16 protein-coding genes are annotated in these 18,063 nt (G+C 68.8%); 11 read left to right on the top strand and 5 right to left on the bottom strand.

Going from position 1 to position 18,063, the window contains the following annotated elements; all coding sequences use genetic code 11:
* Position 1 precedes the first annotated feature (1 nt).
* Positions 2-796, top strand: coding sequence for a thiazole synthase (locus J8J14_RS18495; protein WP_209381030.1), 795 nt, complete (start codon positions 2-4; stop codon positions 794-796).
* 56 nt (positions 797-852) lie between these two features.
* Here the strand turns inward: J8J14_RS18495 and J8J14_RS18490 are convergent, their stop codons facing one another.
* The 4 genes from J8J14_RS18490 to J8J14_RS18475 all read right to left on the bottom strand — a co-directional run bounded on the left by J8J14_RS18490 (position 853) and on the right by J8J14_RS18475 (position 5,469).
* Entirely contained in the window at positions 853-1,245 is a 393-nt protein-coding gene (locus tag J8J14_RS18490; RefSeq protein ID WP_209381029.1) for a hypothetical protein, read from the bottom strand.
* Between the two features lie 109 nt (positions 1,246-1,354).
* Positions 1,355-2,647: a leucine-rich repeat-containing protein kinase family protein gene (locus J8J14_RS18485; RefSeq protein ID WP_209381028.1), complete on the bottom strand. Its 1,293-nt coding sequence runs from the start codon at positions 2,645-2,647 to the stop codon at positions 1,355-1,357.
* Between the two features lie 72 nt (positions 2,648-2,719).
* A complete protein-coding gene (locus J8J14_RS18480; RefSeq protein WP_209381027.1) occupies positions 2,720-4,297 on the bottom strand; it encodes a DHA2 family efflux MFS transporter permease subunit in 1,578 nt (525 codons plus the stop codon).
* A 26-nt stretch (positions 4,298-4,323) separates the two neighbouring features.
* Positions 4,324-5,469, bottom strand: coding sequence for an HlyD family secretion protein (locus J8J14_RS18475; protein WP_209381026.1), 1,146 nt, complete (start codon positions 5,467-5,469; stop codon positions 4,324-4,326).
* Between the two features lie 120 nt (positions 5,470-5,589).
* On the opposite strand from J8J14_RS18475, the gene J8J14_RS18470 reads away from it, so the two are divergent.
* The 4 genes from J8J14_RS18470 to J8J14_RS18455 all read left to right on the top strand — a co-directional run bounded on the left by J8J14_RS18470 (position 5,590) and on the right by J8J14_RS18455 (position 9,082).
* Entirely contained in the window at positions 5,590-6,231 is a 642-nt protein-coding gene (locus J8J14_RS18470) for a TetR/AcrR family transcriptional regulator (RefSeq protein WP_209381025.1), read from the top strand.
* A gap of 346 nt (positions 6,232-6,577) precedes the next feature.
* Complete coding sequence (locus J8J14_RS18465; protein WP_209381024.1) at positions 6,578-7,708, top strand: type III PLP-dependent enzyme; 1,131 nt, start codon at positions 6,578-6,580, stop codon at positions 7,706-7,708.
* A gap of 146 nt (positions 7,709-7,854) precedes the next feature.
* Positions 7,855-8,424 carry a DedA family protein gene (locus J8J14_RS18460; protein WP_209381023.1) on the top strand — a complete coding sequence of 190 codons (570 nt, stop codon included), beginning with the start codon at positions 7,855-7,857 and terminating at the stop codon, positions 8,422-8,424.
* Between the two features lie 193 nt (positions 8,425-8,617).
* Positions 8,618-9,082, top strand: a complete 465-nt coding sequence (locus J8J14_RS18455) for an Lrp/AsnC family transcriptional regulator (protein WP_209381022.1) — start codon at positions 8,618-8,620, stop codon at positions 9,080-9,082.
* A gap of 41 nt (positions 9,083-9,123) precedes the next feature.
* On the opposite strand, the gene J8J14_RS18450 is transcribed toward J8J14_RS18455, so the two are convergent.
* Entirely contained in the window at positions 9,124-10,740 is a 1,617-nt protein-coding gene (locus tag J8J14_RS18450; RefSeq protein WP_342452485.1) for an ABC transporter substrate-binding protein, read from the bottom strand.
* 117 nt (positions 10,741-10,857) lie between these two features.
* Here J8J14_RS18450 and J8J14_RS18445 point away from each other — a divergent pair, with 117 nt between their 5' ends.
* The 6 genes from J8J14_RS18445 (at position 10,858) to J8J14_RS18420 (ending at position 18,053) form a co-directional block, all read left to right on the top strand.
* On the top strand, positions 10,858-12,423 hold the full coding sequence (locus J8J14_RS18445; protein WP_245215948.1) for an ABC transporter substrate-binding protein: 1,566 nt from the start codon (positions 10,858-10,860) through the stop codon (positions 12,421-12,423).
* Between the two features lie 62 nt (positions 12,424-12,485).
* Positions 12,486-14,057, top strand: a complete 1,572-nt coding sequence (locus J8J14_RS18440; protein WP_209381020.1) for an ABC transporter substrate-binding protein — start codon at positions 12,486-12,488, stop codon at positions 14,055-14,057.
* Positions 14,058-14,094: 37 nt separating this feature from the next.
* The gene (locus J8J14_RS18435) at positions 14,095-15,066 is read left to right on the top strand and encodes an ABC transporter permease (RefSeq protein WP_209381019.1); all 972 of its coding nucleotides are present in this window, start codon (positions 14,095-14,097) and stop codon (positions 15,064-15,066) included.
* Complete coding sequence (locus tag J8J14_RS18430) at positions 15,066-15,983, top strand: ABC transporter permease (RefSeq protein WP_209381018.1); 918 nt, start codon at positions 15,066-15,068, stop codon at positions 15,981-15,983. The genes J8J14_RS18435 and J8J14_RS18430 overlap by 1 nt, the downstream gene beginning before the upstream one ends.
* Position 15,984: 1 nt before the next feature.
* Entirely contained in the window at positions 15,985-16,995 is a 1,011-nt protein-coding gene (locus J8J14_RS18425) for an ABC transporter ATP-binding protein (RefSeq protein ID WP_209381017.1), read from the top strand.
* Positions 16,992-18,053, top strand: coding sequence for an ABC transporter ATP-binding protein (locus tag J8J14_RS18420; protein WP_209381016.1), 1,062 nt, complete (start codon positions 16,992-16,994; stop codon positions 18,051-18,053). Before J8J14_RS18425 ends, J8J14_RS18420 begins: the two co-directional genes overlap by 4 nt.
* Positions 18,054-18,063: the final 10 nt, after the last annotated feature.

The following is an 18,063-nucleotide window of genomic DNA, read 5'->3' as shown; positions in this document are numbered from 1 at the left end:
CATGGACGGCGTGATGACGGCGCAGGACGACTCCTGGGAAGTGGCCGGCCACCGGTTCCAGTCCCGCCTCGTGGTCGGGACCGGGCGCTACAAAAGCCTGGAGGAAACGGCTGCGGCCATCGAGGCTTCGGGCGCCGAAATGGTGACCGTGGCCGTTCGGCGGGTGAATCTCTCGGATCCCGGCGCGCCGATGCTGCAGGATTTCGTGCCGCCGGACCGCTACACCTATCTACCGAACACCGCTGGCTGCCACACGGCGAAGGACGCCGTGCGCACGCTGCGCCTGGCGCGCGAGGCCGGGGGCTGGAACCTGGTGAAGCTGGAGGTGCTGGGGCCCCCGCCCTTCCTCTACCCGGACATGCCCGCGACCTTCGAGGCGGCGGAAGCCCTCATCAAGGATGGCTTCCAGGTGATGGTCTATTGCGCGGATGACCCGCTGGCGGCCAAGCGGCTGGAGGAGATGGGCTGCGTGGCGGTGATGCCGCTGGGCGCGCCGATCGGCTCGGGCCTTGGCCTGTCCAATCCCTTCATGCTGCGTTCCATTATTGAGAACGCGAAGGTGCCCGTGCTGGTCGATGCCGGGATCGGCACGGCGAGCGAGGCGGCGCAGGCGATGGAGCTGGGCTGCGACGCCGTGCTGCTGAACTCGGCGATCGCCCATGCCAGGGATCCCGTGCGGATGGCGCGGGCCATGAAGGCCGGCGTGGAGGCGGGGCGGCATGCCTACCTGGCCGGGCGCATGCCCCGGAACTACGCCGCCGATGCTTCCAGCCCCATGAGCGGGCTGATCCGCTAGCCATCCTTCGCGGCGGCTGGCGGGGAGCGCCGCCCTGCCGCCAGTTCCGGCCTGGCTCAATCCCAATAGGGCGGCAGGTATTCCAAATCCCTGTTGCTTTCCGTGCTGAGCCGCGTGGCGCAGAGGATGTCGAGCAGCGCGACACCCGCTACCGCCGCCAGGGCGATCTTCACGGTCGCCCGCTCCCGCCGGCCGAAGGAGGGGGTGCCGGCCAGCGTGGCCATGTCCAGCGCATCCCCGGCGACCCGCGCCCAGAGGAGCGGGGCGCTGCCGGGATTGGCGAGGATGGCGAGCCCATTCGTGACCTCGCGCACGCCGAAGGCGCGGAAGAGCTTTGTCCGCCCGGTCATGCCCAGCTTGCGTGCCAGGGTTCGGCCGCAGAGGATCTGCATCGCGCCGAGGCCGATGCTGAACCAGCCGAGAAAGCGTGACAGGCGGATCACGTTCATGAGGCGTCTCTCCTTGCCGGGCCTTGACGGTGCTGTCGAAACGCCGCGCACGCCGAATGGCTGTGCCGGAAAACGCAGCCTCGTGGTCCGGGGCGACCCGCCGGCCGCCTCAGCCCCCTGCCCCATCCAGGCGAAGCTGGGCCAGAATGTCCGGCATCGGCGGGCGGGAGGCGGGATCGGGCGCCATGCAGGCCTGTTGCAAGGCGCGCATGGCCGCCGGTGGCTCGGTGCGGCACCGGTCCAGCAACTCGCCGAGCAGGATGCCCCAGGCCCTGGTCTCGATATGGCAATAGGCCCGGGCCGCCTGGCCATCGGGTAGGAAGGAGGCGGCGCCGAAATCGGTGAGGACGGCTTCACCCGCCGCCCCGTCCCAAAGCGTGTTGTGGGCGTAGAGATCGCCATGGAGCAGGCCGCGCCCGTGCAGATGGGCGGTTGCCGCGCCGATGCAGCGGGCAAGGCGCAGGGCCACCGGCCATTCCAGCCGCAGCGCGGGATCATACACATCCCGGGTGCAGCTTTCCGGGCTGGGCGGGCCGGCGAGGACGCGCCAGCCCTGGGGCAGAAGCGGCATCAGCAGGCCGTCCATCCCGCCGGGATGGCCGGTGAGCCGGCCCAGGGCGCCGGTGAGGTTCGGATGGTCCCCGGCGGCGAGGCAGGCCGCCATCTCCCGCTCCGGCAGGCCATCGCTGGTCATGCTGCCTTTGAAGAGCTTCAGCGCGACGGGCTTCCCCCGCCACCGCGCCTCGAGGACACGCCCCGAGGCTCCTTCCCCGAGCAATGCGCCCGTCTCGAGAGAGGCCCATGGCAGGTCCGGCGCGGCAGGTGCAGGGCCGCGGTCCAGCGGGTTGCCCGCCCAGGCGATCCAGGCGAGGCGCGGCAACGCCGGAAGCCAGGGCGGGAGGGATTCGAAGCGGTTGGCCGAGAGGCGCAGGAGCTCCAGTCCCGGGGCGCCCGCGAGGCTCCCGGGAAGCCGGTGCAGGCGGTTCCCGGCCAGCATCAGCTTCTGCAGAGCGGGGCGCTGGCCGATGGCGGCGGGCAGATCCTCGATCCGGTTGTCGGTCAGGGTCAGCCATCGGAGGCCGGGCGGCAGGGATTCGGGCGGCAGATGGGCCAGGCCGCAGCCGCGGAAGCCGATCTGGACCAGGGCGGGAAGTTCACCCAGCACGGACGGCAGCGTCCCGAAGGGGCTGCCGGAGCAGAAGAGGACGCGCAGGCGGCGCAGGCGGGCGAAGTCCGGCGGCAGCGTGCCGAAGGCGTTGCGGCCGAGATCAAGCTCCTCCAGCGTGTCCGCCAGGCCCAGGATCTCGGGCGGGAACTCGGTCAGGCCCATCCCGGCGAGGCTGAGGGAGCGGGCGCCGGACAGATCGCCCCGGCGCAGGGCCTCCAGTGTCGCGGCACTCACGCGCGGGGCTCCGGGCAGGTCATGCCATGCGGATAGGGGGCCGGCGCCGGGCCGCGCAAGCCCCACCCCCCGTCAGTGGGCGGCGCCCCCTGCCCCGGGCCGCGGCGCGCGGACGAAGATCACCAGCGGCACCGCCAGGGCAAACAGGGCGGCGATCACCACCAGCACATCATTATAGGCGAGGATGGTCGCCTCCCGCGTGATCATGGAGGAGACGCGGGCCAGCGCCGCGTGGTCGGCGGCCTCGCCGAGGCGGCCTGAAAGGGCCGAGGCGATGCCGTCTATGGTGTCGCTCACGCCGGGGCGCGCCCAGTTGGTTGCCTCGCTGAGATGCAGGCGGTGGAAGGCGGAGCGATCGATCACCAGCGTGTTGATCAGCGCCAGCCCGACCGCGCCGCCGAGGTTGCGCATCAGGTTGAACAGCCCGGCCGCGTTCTTGATCTTGGCCGCCGGCAAGGTGCCGAGCGCCACCTGGTTCACCGGCACCATCGCGAACATCGTGCCCACGCCCCGCAGGGAAAGCGGCAGCCATAGCTCCGCGAAGGAGGATTGGGCCGTCAGGCGCGAGGTCATCCACATGGCCAGGGCCGTGGTGGCAAGGCCGAAGGCGAGCAGGATCCGGATGTCCAGCACGCGCGAGAGCTTCCCGACCACGGGCGCGGCGAGGAACATGGCGAGACCGGTGACGAACATCGTCTCTCCGATCTGCAGCGAGTTGTAGCCGCGGATGCGCCCGAGGAAGAGCGGCACGAGATACACGGCGCCATAGAGCCCGATCCCGACCAGGAAGGCGAAGACGCTTCCGAAGGCGAAGTTCGCGTTCCCGAAGGCGCGCAGCTCCACGATCGGGTCCTGCCGGGTGAAGGCCCGCCAGAAGAAGACCAGTCCGCCGGCCAGGCAGGCCAGGGCGAAGGCGGCGATGGTGGGATCGTCCAGCCAGTCCCAGCGCGGGCCCTCCTCCATCACGTATTCCAGGCTGCCCAGGAACACGGCCATGGCGATCAGCCCCCACCAGTCGAACCGGCGGAACAGGCGGGGGTCTCCCTGGTCGATATCCATGGTGTTCCAGACCACCACGGCGATGAACACGCCGATGGGCACGTTGATCAGGAACAGCCAGTGCCAGGAGAGGCTTTCCGTGAGGTAGCCGCCCAGGGTCGGGCCGATGGTGGGGGCAAGGGTGGCGGTGAGGCCGATGAGAACCGAGACGCCGGCGCTGCGCGGCCCCTTGAAAAGGATGAAGGCGGTGGCGAAGACCGTGGGAATCATCGCGCCGCCGAGGAAGCCCTGCATGGCGCGCGCCAGCACCATCACCGGCAGCGAGGTGGCGGTTGCGCAGAGCAGCGAGAACACCGTGAAGCCCGCGGCGGAGATGGTGAAGAGCACGCGGGTGGAGAGAAGGCGCGAGAGGAAGCCCGAGAGCGGGATCATGACGATCTCCGCGATCAGGTAGGAGGTCTGCACCCAGGAGGCCTCGTCCGGGCTGGCGGCAAGGCCGGCCTGGATGTCCGAAATGCTGGCGGAGACGATCTGGATATCCAGGATCGCCATGAACATGCCGAGCACCATCGTCATGAAGCCGAGGAAGTGCTTCGTGGAGACGGCGCCCTGCGGCGTGGGCAAGGCGGTGCCGGCGGTGGTGGCGGACATCGGGCTGGACCTGGGCTCGGCTGGCTTCAGTGGCCGCGGATCATCGCCGCGGCGGCACCGAACAGGCTGCGGGGGGCATGGGGATCGTCACGCGTGTCCACCTCGGCCTCGACCGAGAGGCCGGGGCGCAGCCGGCCCAGCTCCTGGCCGGGATCGAGGGCGATGCGCACGGGCACGCGCTGGACGATCTTGGTGAAGTTGCCCGTCGCGTTCTCCGGCGGCAGCAGGGAGAACTGGGCGCCTGTGGCGGGGGCGAGGCTCCGCACGGTGCCGTGCAGCGCGCCGCCCGCATCCACCGAGAGCTCCACCGGCTGCCCCTCACGGATGCGGCGGAGCTGCGTCTCCTTGAAGTTCGCGGTGACGTAGAGCCGGTCCGCGGCGGGGGCGACCGCGATCAGGCTCTGGCCGGCCCGCACATGCTGGCCGGGCTGGGCGGCGCGGTTGCCGGCAATGCCCGCGAAGGGGGCGCGGATCACCGTGTGCTCCAGGTTGGATTCGGCCAGGGCCAGCGTCGCCCTCGCGGCATCGCGGCGGGCGATGGCGGCGTGCGACTGGGCCTCCAGCACCGGGATGGCGCCGCGGGCGGAGGCGAGCCCTGCCTGGGCGGCCGCCACGGAGGCCTCTGCCTTGCGGCGGGCAGCGGTGGTGCGGTCCACCGCCTCGCGCGTGCCATAGCCACCGGAGGCGAGGGTTCCGGCGCGCCCGGCATCGGCCGCGGCGCGCACCCGCTCGGCCTCGGCCTCGGCGACGCCGGCTTCGGCGGAGGCGACCTGGGCGCGGGCCTGGGCGACCTGGGCGGCGAGCGTGCCGATATTGGCCTCGGCTTCGGCCAGGGCGGCGGCGGCCTGGTCTCGCCGGGCCTGCCAGTCCTCGCGCTCCAGCTCGATCAGGGGCTGGCCGGCCTCGACCATCTGGTTGTCGGCCACCAGGATACGGGCGACATCGCCCTCGATCCGGGAGGAGAGCACCGAGATGTCGCCGGCCACATAGGCGTTGTCGGTGGATTCGATGTACTGGCCGACCTGCCAGTACCAGTTGCCCCCCGCACCGGCGCCGGCCAGCAGGAGCAGACCGATCAGGGGCGGGAGGCGGCGCAGGCGGGAGCGGCGCGGCGTGGCGGGCATGCTGGCCCGCGTGTCGGGGTCGGGAATGGCTTGGGTCCGGGCATTCATGGCTGACTGAACCGTTCAGTTCAGTCGACTAAATGAGCATCGCCATGCCGCTTGTCCATGGAAAACTGGACGGTTCAGTATCAATTGTAGCGGCACCCTCGCCTGGAGACCCCTGAAGCCTTGTCCGTCGCCATTGCCTCCCCCGCCGAATCCTCGCCCAAGCGGGCCGCCATCCTCTCCGCCGGCGCGCGGCTCTTCATGGGGGTGGGCTATGCCAGCGTCTCGATGGATGCCGTGGCGAAGGAGGCGGGCGTCTCCAAGGCGACGGTCTATGCGCATTTCAGCAGCAAGGAGGCGCTGTTCGGCGCCATCGTGGGGGATCGCTGCAGCGCCATCGCGGCGCAGGCTGAGGAACTCGCCTCCCAGGCTCCCTCGGCGCAGGGCGCTTTGCGGGAGTTGGGCCGGCTCTGGATGCGGTTCCTGCTGCACCCGGACAGCATGGCCATCCATCGGACCGTCATTGCCGAATGCACCCGGTTTCCCGACCTGGCGCGCGCCTTCTACGAAGCGGGCCCGGCGCGTGGCCGGATCTGGCTTGCCCACCGCATGCAGGAGGAGCTGCGCCAGGGCCGGCTCCGGGCCGATGCGGATCCGGGAATCGCTGCGGATCACCTGATGGGGATGCTGCGGGGCGAGCTGTATATCCGTGCCGTGCTGGGCGGCCCCGCCCCGGACGACGCGGCGATCGACGCGACCGTGGACCAGGCCGTGGCGGCCTTCCTGCGCGCCTATGGGGCTGCCCCGGAAAGTTCCGGACCGTAATCCCCACGGTGCCTGGGCGATTCGGCCCAGGTTTCGGCGGGTCTGCCCTGCATTCATCCGGGGGCTTTCCGGCCCTGGTAGCTGCTCACGAAAAAAAATCGCGGCCTGGGGGAAGATCGCTCTTGCAGGGCCGGGGCCGGGGGGCTATCTGCCCCCCAGACGCAGTACGCACGTGCCTCTGGCCCACAAGGTTACGCAACGACGTCAAGCGTTCTGGCAACCCCCGGGGGCTCCCGCCGCCGGGCTTTCACTTTGGTCGCTGGTTCGTTCGACCGTTCGTCAACCTGAGCAGGGCCGCTCCGCAAGCCGCGGATGCCTTGCCGCCTCGCATGGGGAGGGTGGTGCGATGACCCCGAAGATCGCGCAGTTCCTTGCTGATGTTCAGCCGGCGACGCCGTGCCTGGTTCTCGACGTGGATCGCGTCGAGCAGAACTACCGGCGCCTGCAGTCCGCGCTGCCCCTCGCCCGTATCTACTACGCGGTGAAGGCGAATCCGGCGCCGCAGATCCTGGAGCGCTTGGCTGGCCTCGGCTCCTGCTTCGACGCGGCTTCCTGGGAGGAGGTCTCGGCGGTGCTGGAGGCCGGCGCCCCGGCCGATGCCATCTCCTACGGCAACACCGTGAAGAAGGAGAGCGCCATCCGTGCCGCCTATGAGCGCGGCGTGCGGATGTTCGCCTTCGACTCCGAGGGTGAGCTGGAGAAGCTGGCGCGCTCCGCCCCGGGCTCGCGCGTCTATTGCCGCATCCTTGTCGGCAATGACGGCGCCGAGTGGCCGCTGTCGCGCAAGTTCGGCTGCGAGGTCGAGATGGCGCGCGAGCTGATGGTGAAGGCGGGCGAGATGGGGCTGGACCCCTTCGGCCTCTCCTTCCATGTCGGCAGCCAGCAGACCAACACGGCGGCCTATGCGGCGGCGATCGCCAAGGTTGCCATGCTGTTCACCGACCTCAAGGAGGCCGGCGTGAATGTCCGCATGGTGAACCTGGGCGGCGGCTATCCCGTGCGCTACCGCGCCGAGGTGCCGGAGATCGACGCCTTCGGCGACGCGATCATGGGCGCCATGGCGAAGCACTTCGGCAATGCCCTGCCGGACATCGTGGTGGAGCCCGGGCGCTTCATCGCGGGCGATGCGGCGGTGGTCTCGGCCGAGGTGGTCCTCGTCTCCCGCAAGGGGAAGGAGGATCCGGTGCGCTGGGTTTACCTGGACATCGGGCGCTTCGGCGGCCTGGCGGAAACGGAGGGCGAGGCGATCAAATACGCCTTCCGCACCCCGCATGACGGCACCGAGGAGGGGCCGGTGACGATCGCGGGCCCGACCTGCGACAGCACCGACACCCTCTACGAGAAGTCCAACTACCGGCTGCCGACCCAGCTTCAGTCCGGCGACCGGATCGAAATCCTGGCGACGGGAGCCTATGTGACCACCTATGCCAGCCAGGCCTTCAACGGCTTCAAGCCGCTGGCCGAGCACTACATCTGATCCAAAAGGGCGCCGCAAGGCGCCCTTTTTTGTTTCGAAACCCTTTCTGAAGCAAGATTCTGTCCGTTTAGCGCTGGTTGGAACGGATTCCGCTTCCTTGGGGCGGTCGCCTCAGCGATAGTGCCGCAAAAGACTTGGGGGCTGGCGTGGCGGAGTTCTGGGCAGAATACGGAGCGCTCGCTTATCTTCTTGCGGCGGTCTGGGCCTTTTTCGAAGGCGAAACCTTCGTGCTGGCGGCTTCGGCCATGGGCGCCATGACCGGGGCGGTCGATCCCTGGATCCTCATGTTCTCCGTCTGGATCGGATCCTTCCTGGGTGACCAGACCTGGTTCACCCTGGGCCGGCGATACGGGCCGCGCATCATGAAGCGTTATCCCAAGGCCGAGGCCAAGATGGCCAGCGCCACCGCCATGCTGCTGCAATATGGCACTCTCTTCGTCCTCAGCTTCCGATTCCTCTATGGCATCCGCAACGTCGCGGCGGCGGCCTGCGGCCTGGCTGGGATGGGGCGGCTGCGCTTTGCCGTGCTCAACTTCATCGCCGCCGGGGTATGGGCGAGCAGCTTCGTGGCCGCCGGCTGGTATCTGGGCAGGCTGATCGGGCCCGAGCGGCTGTTCCACGCCATCGCGGGCGGCGCCCTGCTCATCCTGGCCATCTTCCTGTTCCGCCGCTTCTATCGCCGGCGCCGGCAGGCCCGGACGGTGCCGGCAACCTAGCCTGTCCGGGCCATGCGGGCCGTATCGCCCGTCTGTGGACGCCGCCCTCGTGGCGGCGTTCGCGATTCCGGCACCCGGCTTCCCGGTTCCCCCCCGTGCCTTTCATCATCAACCCGGGAGGCGCAACGGATGATGCGCGGATTCCCGCCCTTGCCTGATTCCAGCCTTCCGCGAACCGAACTAGGCTGCACGCATGGACGAGATTGACCGCAACATCCTGATCGCCGTGCAACAAGACGGTGCCGCGGGGCTGTCGGAACTCTCCAAGGTCGCGGGACTCTCGGTTTCCGCCACCGCGGAGCGCGTGAAGCGGCTGGAAGAGCGCGGGACAATCCGCGGATGGCACGCGGCCCTGGATCCGGCGGCCGTGGGCTGCCCCCTGCTGGGCTTCGTGATGGTGGGCATGCGGCCTGGACGGGATGACGCGAATTTCCGCAAGGCCATGCGGCGCGCGGATGCCGTGCTGGAATGCCACGCCGTGAGCGGAGGCTGGGACTACATGCTGAAGCTGCGCCTGCCGGATCTCGCCGCGCTCGAGCGCTTCGTGGCTGATGAGGTGCGGGGGCAGTCCGGGGTGGAACGCACCGAGGTGATCATCTCTCTCTCCTCGACGAAGGAGACGATGATTCTTCCCGTGGCCGAGGCCGACGAGGAGTAGGGGCGGCCCCGGGGGATCAATCCCGGGGCCGCCTTCCCGCCTCAGGCGGGCTTGGCTTCCATGGCCACGCTGCGCTCATCCGCGCGCGCGTTGTAGTCGAGGCCGCGCTTAACGGCCCAGACATTGACCAGCTGCATCAGCGGGATGAAGGCCAGGTCGTCCATGGCGATCTTCACGCCCTGCTGCAGCAGCTTCTCGCGCTCGCCGTCATCCAGGGTGGAGGTGGCGCGGGCGGTCACCTCGTCCAGGCGCGGGTTGGAGTAGCGGCCGTTGTTGTTGGCGCCGAGCCGGGCCGCCTGGTCGTAGGTGCTGAGGATGTTGACCAGCGTATAGGCCGCCTCGCCGGTGGTGCTCGCCCAGCCGAGCAGGCGGATGTCGAATTCCTGCCGGGCGTTGCGGGCCGAGAAGCTGGCCCAGGGCGCCGCCTCCACCGAGGTCTGGATGCCGATGCGCTGCCACATCTGGGCGACCGCCTGGATGATGCGGGAGTCGTTGGGGTAGCGGTCGTTCGGGCCGTGCAGGGTGAGCTTCAGCCCCTGGGGGAAGCCGGCCTCCGCGAGCAGCGCCTTGGCGCGCTCGGGATTGTAGGTGTCCGGCTTGACCTCGGGGTTGTGGCTGTAGGTGCCCGGTGCCAGCCACTGGCCGGTCGGCTGGGCCGTGCCTTCCATGATCTGGCGGCACAGGGCCTCGCGGTTGATGGCGGCCGAGAGAGCCTGGCGGAAGCGCAGGTCACGGAACGGGTTCTTCGTCAGCTTCTGGCCGTTGAGGTCGGTCGCGAAGTTGGGCGCCCCTTCCCGCGAGTAGTCGGGGAACAGGTAGATGACCCGGAGGCCCTGCGTCTCCACCACCTTCACGCGGTTGTCCCGGCGGAGGCGGGTGATGTCGCTGGTGGGCACCTGGTCGATCATGTCCACGTCGCCCGCCAGCAGCGCGGCCACGCGGCCGCTGTCATTGCCGATGAAGCGGTAGGAGACGCGGGCCCAGGGCTGCTTGGGGCCGAACCAGGCGTCGTTGCGGGCCAGTTCCGTGCGGTCGCCGGGCGTGTAGGAGACGAGCTTGTACGGGCCCGTGCCGATGGCGGCCTTGCCGGAGTTGTAGTCCTCGGTCGCCGTGCCGTTCACATGCTTGGCGATGATGGCGACGGAGGCGAGGTCGGTCGGGACCAGCGGCGCCGGGCGCTCGGTGTGGAAGCGGACGGTCAGCGGATCCACGATCTCCACGCGCTTGATCGAGCGCACGAAGCCGCCGAAGCCGCCCGGGGAGTTCGGGACATTGGGCGCCCGCTCCACGGTGAAGGCGACGTCCTCGGCCGTGAAATCGCGGCCATCATGCCACTTCACGCCGGGGCGGAGCTTGAATTCCCAGACCGTCTCGGACACCGGGGTCCAGCTGAGGGCGAGGCCGGGCTGCAGGCGGGCCTGGGCGTCGCGCTCCACCAGGCGGTCGAAGATGTGCATCGCCAGGCCGTTATTCGGCGAAGCGTTGTAGAAGTGCGGATCGACCGAGGTAACCGCACCGCCGATGCCGATGGTCAGGGTCCCGTTTCCGGACACGGCGGCCGTCTGGGCCTCAGCGGTGAGGGGCGCGAAGCCGCCGGAGATGGCGGCCATGGCTGCCGGGGCAGTCACGAAAAGACGGCGGGTAATGGACGCTGTCACGTAAAACTCTCCCTTTTGTAATCTCGATAATACCGCAACCTAGCGGGAGAGGCCCCGGACTGCTAGAAGGGCACCAGGGAAGGCGCCATCGGTGCAACCGGGGGACGAATGAAGAAGATGGGTTTGGCGGCCGCTGCGGCCGCCTTTTCGGCATTGCCGATGCTGGGCGCAGGGGCGCAGACGCTGAATCTGGCGGTGGGGGCGCCCGTCACCTCGCTTGATCCGCATTACCATGCGCTCTCCCCGAACTATGCCGTCGCGGACATGCTGTTCGACAGCCTGACCGCCTTCGACGCCCGGGCCCGGGTCCAGCCGCGCCTGGCGCTGAGCTGGACGCCAGTGGCGGAGACGGTCTGGGAGTTCAAGCTCCGGCCGGGCGTGAAGTTCCACAACGGAAACGACTTCACAGCCGAGGACGTGGCCTTCACCATCGCCCGCGTGCCCACGGTGCCGAACAGCCCGTCCTCCTACGGGATCTACACCCGCGCCATCCAGCGCGTGGAGGTGGTGGACCCGCTGACGGTGCGCTTCCACACCGCCTCGCCCTATCCTCTGCTGCCCGTGGACCTCGCCCAGATCCAGATGCTGGACAGCGAGACCCATGCGAACCCGCTGACGGAGGATTTCAACTCCGGCAAGCTCGCGATCGGGACCGGCCCCTTCCGGGTGCTCGCCCATCGCCAGGGCGAGCGGATCGAGTATGCGCGCAACGACGCCTATTTCGGTGACAAGCCGCACTGGCAGCGCGTGAACTACCGCATGATCACCAATGATGCGGCGCGCACCGCGGCGCTGCTCTCGGGCGATGTGGACTTCATCGACCAGGTGCCGACGAGCGACATCGCCAAGCTGCGCAGCGACCAGCGCGTGACGCTGAGCGAAGCGGACGGGCTGCGGTTGATCTTCCTGGCGCTGGATCATTCGCGGGACGGCAGCTCCCCCTTCACCACCGACAATGACGGCAAGCCGCTGGAGCGGAACCCGCTGCGCGACGTGCGCGTGCGGCGCGCGCTCTCCATGGCGATCGACCGGCAGGCCATCACGGACCGGGTGATGGAGGGGGCCTCCCTTCCCTCCACCCAGCTGCTGCCGCCGACCGCCTTCGGCGCCTTGCCGGACCGCCAGGTCGGCCGGGCGGATGCCGATGCGGCCAGGCGGCTGCTGGCCGAGGCCGGGTATCCTCAGGGCTTCCGGATCACCCTGCACGGGCCGAATGACCGCTACATGAACGATGCCCGGATCATCCAGGCGATCGGGCAGATGTGGACGCGCATCGGCGTGCGGACGGCGGTGGAGGGGCAGCCCTGGGCCACCTTCGTGGCGCGTGCGGGCCGGCAGGAACTGTCCGCGATGCTGGTGGGCTGGGGTACCTCCTCGGGCGAGCCGACCAGCCCGCTGCGTTCGCTGCTGGCGACCTTCACCCCGCCGCGCGGCTGGGGCGGTTCCAACCGCGGGCGCTATTCCAACCCGGCCATGGACGCGAAGCTGGACGAGGCCCTGCGGACCCTGGACGATGCGAAGCGTGAGGCGCTGCTGCGCGAGGCGACCACCATCGCGATGGACGATGTGGGCATCATCCCCATCCACATCCAGAAGAACATCTGGGCGATGCGCCGCGGGCTGCAGCACGAGGCGCGCGCGGATGAGCTGACCCGGGCCCAGGACATCCGGCCGGCGCAATAGCGCCGGCCATCCTGGCACCGGGGTCGAACCTGAACATTCGGAACAAGGCGGGAGAGAAAGCGATGCGTAAGCTGTTCCTGGGCGCCACGGTGGCCCTTGCTGCTTTGTCCCATGTTCAGGCCCAGACCCTGACCATGGCCGTGGGGGCGCCCATCACCTCGCTGGACCCCCACTACCACCAGCTATCGCCGAACAATGCCGTGGCGGACATGACCTATGACCGCCTCGTCAACACCGACGGCAAGTCCCGGCAGATCCCGGGGCTGGCGACGGAGTGGCGGGCGACGGCCCCGACCACCTGGGAATTCAAGCTGCGGCCGGATGTGCGCTTCCACAACGGCAATGCCTTCACGGCGGAGGACGTGGCCTTTACCATCGCCCGCCTGCCGAACGTGCCGAACAGCCCCACCTCCTTCGGCATCTATTCGCGGCCGATCGCGCGGGTGGAGATCGTGGATCCGCTGACAATCCGCTTCCACACCCACCAGCCTTACCCGCTGCTGCCGCTCGACATGACCAATGTGCGCATCCTGGACAAGGAGACGCATGAGAACGCGTCGACCGAGGATTTCAACGCCGTGCGCGTCGCGGTGGGCACCGGCCCCTTCCGCGTTCTCTCCCATCGCAATGGCGACCGGATCGAGTTCGCGCGGAACGACGCCTATTGGGGCCCGAAGCCTGCCTTCGAGCGCGTGAACTACCGCATGATCACCAATGACGCGGCGCGCACGGCGGCGCTGCTGGCGGGTGACGTGGACTTCATCGACCAGGTGCCCACGACGGATCTGGCGAATTTGCGCCGGGATGCCCGCATCGCGCTCAGCGAGGTGGTGGGCACGCGGCTGATCTTCCTCGGCCTCGATCACCAGCGGGGGCCAAACGAGAATTCCCCCTTCATCACGGACAATGATGGCAAGCCCCTGGGCCGGAACCCGCTCAAGGATGTGCGGGTGCGCCGGGCGCTTTCCATGGCGATTGACCGCGGCACCATCACCGAGCGGCTGATGGAAGGGGCGGCGACCCCGGCCGGGCAGTTCCTGCCGCCGGGCGTCACCGGCCATGTGCCGGCCATCCAGGCGCCAGCCTATGACCCGGAGGGCGCGAAGCGGCTCCTGGCCGAGGCTGGGTATCCGAACGGCTTCCGCATCCAGCTGAACGGGCCGAATGACCGCTACATCAATGATGGGCGGATCATCCAGGCGGTAGGGCAGATGTGGACCCGGATCGGGGTCCGCACCGCGGTGGAAGGGCAGACCTGGGCGGTTTTCGTCAACCGCGCGGGCAAGGGGGAGTATTCCTCCCACCTGATCGGCTGGGGTTCCAACCCCGATGGTTCCCATCCCCTGCGGAACATCCTGGCGACGGTCACGCCGGATCGGGGCTGGGGAGCCTCCAACCGCGGGCGTTATTCCAACCCGGAGGTGGACCGGCTGCTGCTGTCCTCCCTGACGGAGCTGGACGAGCCGAAGCGCCAGGGCCTGGTGGGGGATGCCCTGCGGACGGCGCTGGAGGATGTGGCGGTGATCCCGATCCACATCCAGACGAATATCTGGGCGATGCGGCGTGGCCTTGCGCATGACGCGCGCATCGATGAAGCGACCCGGGCGCAGGATGTGCGCCCGGCCCAGCCATGACCGGGGCGGCCCTGGCCGCGCCCGAGGGGTTTGAGACATGAGCGTTTATCTGTTGCGCCGCCTGATCCAGGCGGCGCTGGTCATGCTGGCGATGTCCGTCATCGTCTTCATCGGCGTCTACGCCATCGGCGACCCGGTCGAGATCCTGATCTCGCCGGATGCCGACCAGGCGGAACGCGCGCGTGCCATCGCGGCGCTGGGGCTGGATAAGCCCCTGTGGCAGCAATACCTGTCCTTCCTCACCAATGCGCTGCAGGGCGATCTGGGCCGGAGCTTCGTGTTCAACGAGCCCGCGCTGAAGCTGATCGGCCAGCGGGCGCCGGCGACGCTGGAGCTGGCCTTCGCGGCCATGTTCCTGGCGATCCTGGTGGGGCTGCCGCTCGGCCTCTATGCCGGCCTCCGGCCCAACGGGGCGGGAGCCAAGGTCATCATGGCCGGCTCCATCCTCGGCTTCTCCCTGCCCACCTTCTGGGTCGGGCTGATGCTGATCATGGTCTTCGCCGTGCAGCTGGGCTGGCTTCCCTCCACGGGGCGCGGCGAGACGGTGGAGATCATGGGTCTGCGCTGGTCCTTCCTCACCCTGGATGGGCTGGCGCACATGGCCATGCCGGCGCTGAACCTGGCGCTGTTCAAGATCAGCCTCGTCATCCGCCTGACCCGCTCGGGCGTGCGCGAGACGATGCTGATGGATTTCGTGAAGTTCGCGCGCGCCAAGGGCCTTTCCCCGAACCGGGTGATCGGCGTCCATGTGTTCAAGAACATCCTGATCCCGGTGGTGACCGTGACCGGCCTGGAGCTGGGCTCCACCATCGCCTTCTCGGTGGTGACCGAGAGCGTCTTCGCCTGGCCGGGCATGGGCAAGCTGATCATCGACAGCATCAACGTGCTCGATCGGCCCGTGATCGTCGCCTATCTGATGAGCATCGTGCTGATGTTCATCATCATCAACCTGGTCGTGGATCTGCTCTATTCCGTGCTTGATCCCCGCGTGCGGCTGGAGAGCAAGTGATGAGCGCCACCACCGCGCCCCCCATTCCCGACAAGGCGCCGCGGGTCGAGACGCCGCTGCAGCGCTTCGTCTCGGAATTCGCCGAGAGCAAGATCGCGCTCGGGGCGCTGATCGTGTTCCTCTGCATCGTCCTGATCGCGATCTTCGCGCCCTGGATCGCGCCGCAGAACCCCTATGACCTGGCGCAGCTGGACATCATGGATGGCCGGATGGAACCGGGGACCGTGGGCGGCGCCGGCTTCACCTACTGGCTCGGCACGGATGACCAGGGGCGCGACATGCTCTCCGGCATCATGTACGGGCTGCGGATCAGCCTCGTCGTCGGCGCCGGCTCCGCCATCGTCGCGGCGCTGGTGGGCGCCTCGCTGGGGATGCTCGCGGCCTATGCCGGCGGGCGGACCGACACGATCATCATGCGCCTGGTCGACCTCCAGCTCTCCTTCCCGACCATCCTTTCGGCCCTGATGATCCTGGCCTTCCTGGGCAAGGGCATCACGAATGTGGTGATCGCCCTGATCGTGGTGGAATGGGCCTATTACGCCCGCACCGTCCGCGGCACCGCACTGGTGGAGCGGCGGCGGGAGTATATCGAGGCGGCGCAGTGCCTGGCGCTGCCGACGCGGCGGATCATCTTCCGCCACCTGCTGCCGAACTGCATGCCGCCGCTGATCGTGGTGGCGACCATCCAGATCGCCCGCGCCATCGCGCTGGAGGCCACCCTCTCCTTCCTCGGCCTGGGCGTGCCGATCACGGAGCCGTCCCTCGGCCTGCTGATCGCCAATGGCTACGAGTACATGCTCTCAGGCAAGTACTGGATCTCCTTCTACCCCGGCATCGCGCTGCTGGTGACGATCGTCTCGATCAACCTGGTCGGCGACCACCTGCGCGACGTCCTCAACCCGCGACTGAAGAAGTAACGTGGAACCGAGCATTCCCGCTTCGGCGGCCCCCCCGACCCTGCAGGTGCGCAACCTGCAGACGAGCTTCTTCACCCGCGCCGGCGTGGTGAAGGCCGTCAATGACGTCTCCTTCAATGTCGGCCGTGGCAAGGTGCTGGGGCTGGTGGGGGAGTCCGGCTCCGGCAAGACCGTGACCGGCTTCTCCATCATGCGCCTGGTGGACGAGCCCGGCCGGATCAGCGGCGGCGAGATCCTGTTCGGCGGCCGGGACCTGGTGAAGGCCTCGGAGGAAGAGATGCGGCAGATCCGGGGCAACCGGATCGCCATGATCTTCCAGGATCCGATGATGACGCTGAATCCGGTCCTGCGCATCGACACGCAGATGATCGAGACGATGCAGGCGCACCGGAAGATCAGCCATGAGGATGCGCGCCAGCGCGCCCGCGACACGCTGGGCATGGTGGGCATCCCCTCCCCGGATGAGCGGCTGAAGGCCTATCCGCACCAGTTCTCCGGCGGCATGCGCCAGCGCGTGGCCATCGCCATCGCGCTGCTGCACGAGCCGGAGCTGATCGTGGCGGACGAGCCGACCACGGCGCTGGACGTGACCATCCAGGGCCAGATCCTGGCCGAGGTCCAGAAGCTGGCGGCGACGACCGGCACCTCGATCATCTGGATCACGCACGACCTTTCGGTGGTGGCCGGCCTCGCGGACGATATCGCCGTCATGTATGCGGGCCGCATCGCCGAGTACGGGGCGGTTTCGGATGTGCTGGACCATCCGCTGCATCCCTATACCGTCGGGCTGCTGGGTTCCGTGCCCAGCCGCAACAAGCGCGGCGAGCCGCTGCGGCAGATCCCGGGCATGACGCCCTCCCTGCTCAGCCTGCCACCTGGCTGCCCCTTCCAGAACCGCTGCCCCCGGGCGGCGGATGTGTGCCGCCAGGACCCGCCCATGGCCGAGATCCTGCCCGCCCATGAGGCGCGCTGCTTCCGGCCGCATCTTGAGAAGGCCGAGGTGGCCGCATGAGCACGACGATTCAGGAAGCCCCGTCCCCCGTGCGGGCCGAGGGCGACAGGATGATCGAGGTGGTGGGGGTGTCCCGCCGCTTCGCCAAGCGGCTGGACTTCGCCGGCAAGATCCTCGCCAAGCTCGGCGCCCCCATCCGCGAGGAGGTGGTGCATGCCGTGGACAAGGTGGACCTGACCATCCGCAAGGGCGAGGTGGTCGGGCTCGTGGGTGAGTCCGGCTGCGGCAAGTCCACGCTGGGGCGCATGGTGGCGGGCATCCTGCCGCCTTCCGACGGCACCATCCTGTGGAAGGGCAAGGACCGCACGGGGCTGGGGAGCAAGGATGCGCGGGCGGCGATGCTGCAGGCGCAGATGATCTTCCAGGACCCCATGTCCTCGCTGAACCCGCGCCTGAAGGTGGCGGAGATCATCGGCGAGGCGCCGCTGGTGCATGGGCTGACGACGCGCTCCGAGCTCGGCCGCTACGTGGATGACCAGATGCGGCGGGCAGGGCTCGATCCCGTCTTCAAGGCGCGCTACCCGCACCAGTTCTCGGGCGGGCAGCGGCAGCGCATCGGCATTGCCCGCGCGCTGGCGGTGCAGCCGGAGTTCCTGGTCTGCGACGAATCCGTCGCGGCGCTGGACGTTTCCATCCAGGCGCAGATCCTGAACCTGTTCATGAAGCTCCGTGAGGAGCTGGATCTCACCTATCTCTTCATCTCCCACGACCTGAGCGTGGTGGAGCATCTCAGCGACCGGGTCGTGATCATGTATCTCGGCCGGGTGGTGGAGGAGGCGCCGACGGAGGTGGTCTTCTCCCGCGCGAACCACCCCTACACCCAGTCGCTGCTGGCGGCGGTGCCACGGATCGAGGCGCGGAAGAAGGCCTTCGCGACGGTGCAGGGTGAGATCCCCTCCCCGCTCAACCCGCCATCCGGCTGCCACTTCCATCCGCGCTGCCCGCATGCCTTCGACCGCTGCCGGGCGGAAATCCCCGCGCTGAAGGAGGTCGCGCCGGGACATAAGAGCCGCTGCCACCTGAACGACCTGCCGAACCATGGCGGGATGCCCGTGTGATGCGGGCCGT

The sequence above is a fragment of the Pararoseomonas baculiformis genome, assembly GCF_017813395.1.
GTDB classification, from domain to species: Bacteria; Pseudomonadota; Alphaproteobacteria; order Acetobacterales; family Acetobacteraceae; genus Roseomonas; species Roseomonas baculiformis.
The sequence above is the reverse complement of the archived record's forward strand: the minus strand, read 5'-3'. Positions and strand labels throughout refer to the sequence as shown.

Bases quoted from the DNA above. Each gene is read 5' to 3' on its own strand.
- J8J14_RS18495 (WP_209381030.1), top strand. From the start codon at position 2: ATGGACGGCGTGATGACGGCGCAGGACGACTCCTGGGAAGTGGCCGGC.
- J8J14_RS18490 (WP_209381029.1), bottom strand. From the start codon at position 1,245: ATGAACGTGATCCGCCTGTCACGCTTTCTCGGCTGGTTCAGCATCGGC.
- J8J14_RS18480 (WP_209381027.1), bottom strand. From the start codon at position 4,297: ATGTCCGCCACCACCGCCGGCACCGCCTTGCCCACGCCGCAGGGCGCC.
- J8J14_RS18475 (WP_209381026.1), bottom strand. From the start codon at position 5,469: ATGAATGCCCGGACCCAAGCCATTCCCGACCCCGACACGCGGGCCAGC.
- J8J14_RS18465 (WP_209381024.1), top strand. From the start codon at position 6,578: ATGACCCCGAAGATCGCGCAGTTCCTTGCTGATGTTCAGCCGGCGACG.
- J8J14_RS18455 (WP_209381022.1), top strand. From the start codon at position 8,618: ATGGACGAGATTGACCGCAACATCCTGATCGCCGTGCAACAAGACGGT.
- J8J14_RS18445 (WP_245215948.1), top strand. From the start codon at position 10,858: ATGGGTTTGGCGGCCGCTGCGGCCGCCTTTTCGGCATTGCCGATGCTG.
- J8J14_RS18440 (WP_209381020.1), top strand. From the start codon at position 12,486: ATGCGTAAGCTGTTCCTGGGCGCCACGGTGGCCCTTGCTGCTTTGTCC.
- J8J14_RS18435 (WP_209381019.1), top strand. From the start codon at position 14,095: ATGAGCGTTTATCTGTTGCGCCGCCTGATCCAGGCGGCGCTGGTCATG.
- J8J14_RS18430 (WP_209381018.1), top strand. From the start codon at position 15,066: ATGAGCGCCACCACCGCGCCCCCCATTCCCGACAAGGCGCCGCGGGTC.
- J8J14_RS18420 (WP_209381016.1), top strand. From the start codon at position 16,992: ATGAGCACGACGATTCAGGAAGCCCCGTCCCCCGTGCGGGCCGAGGGC.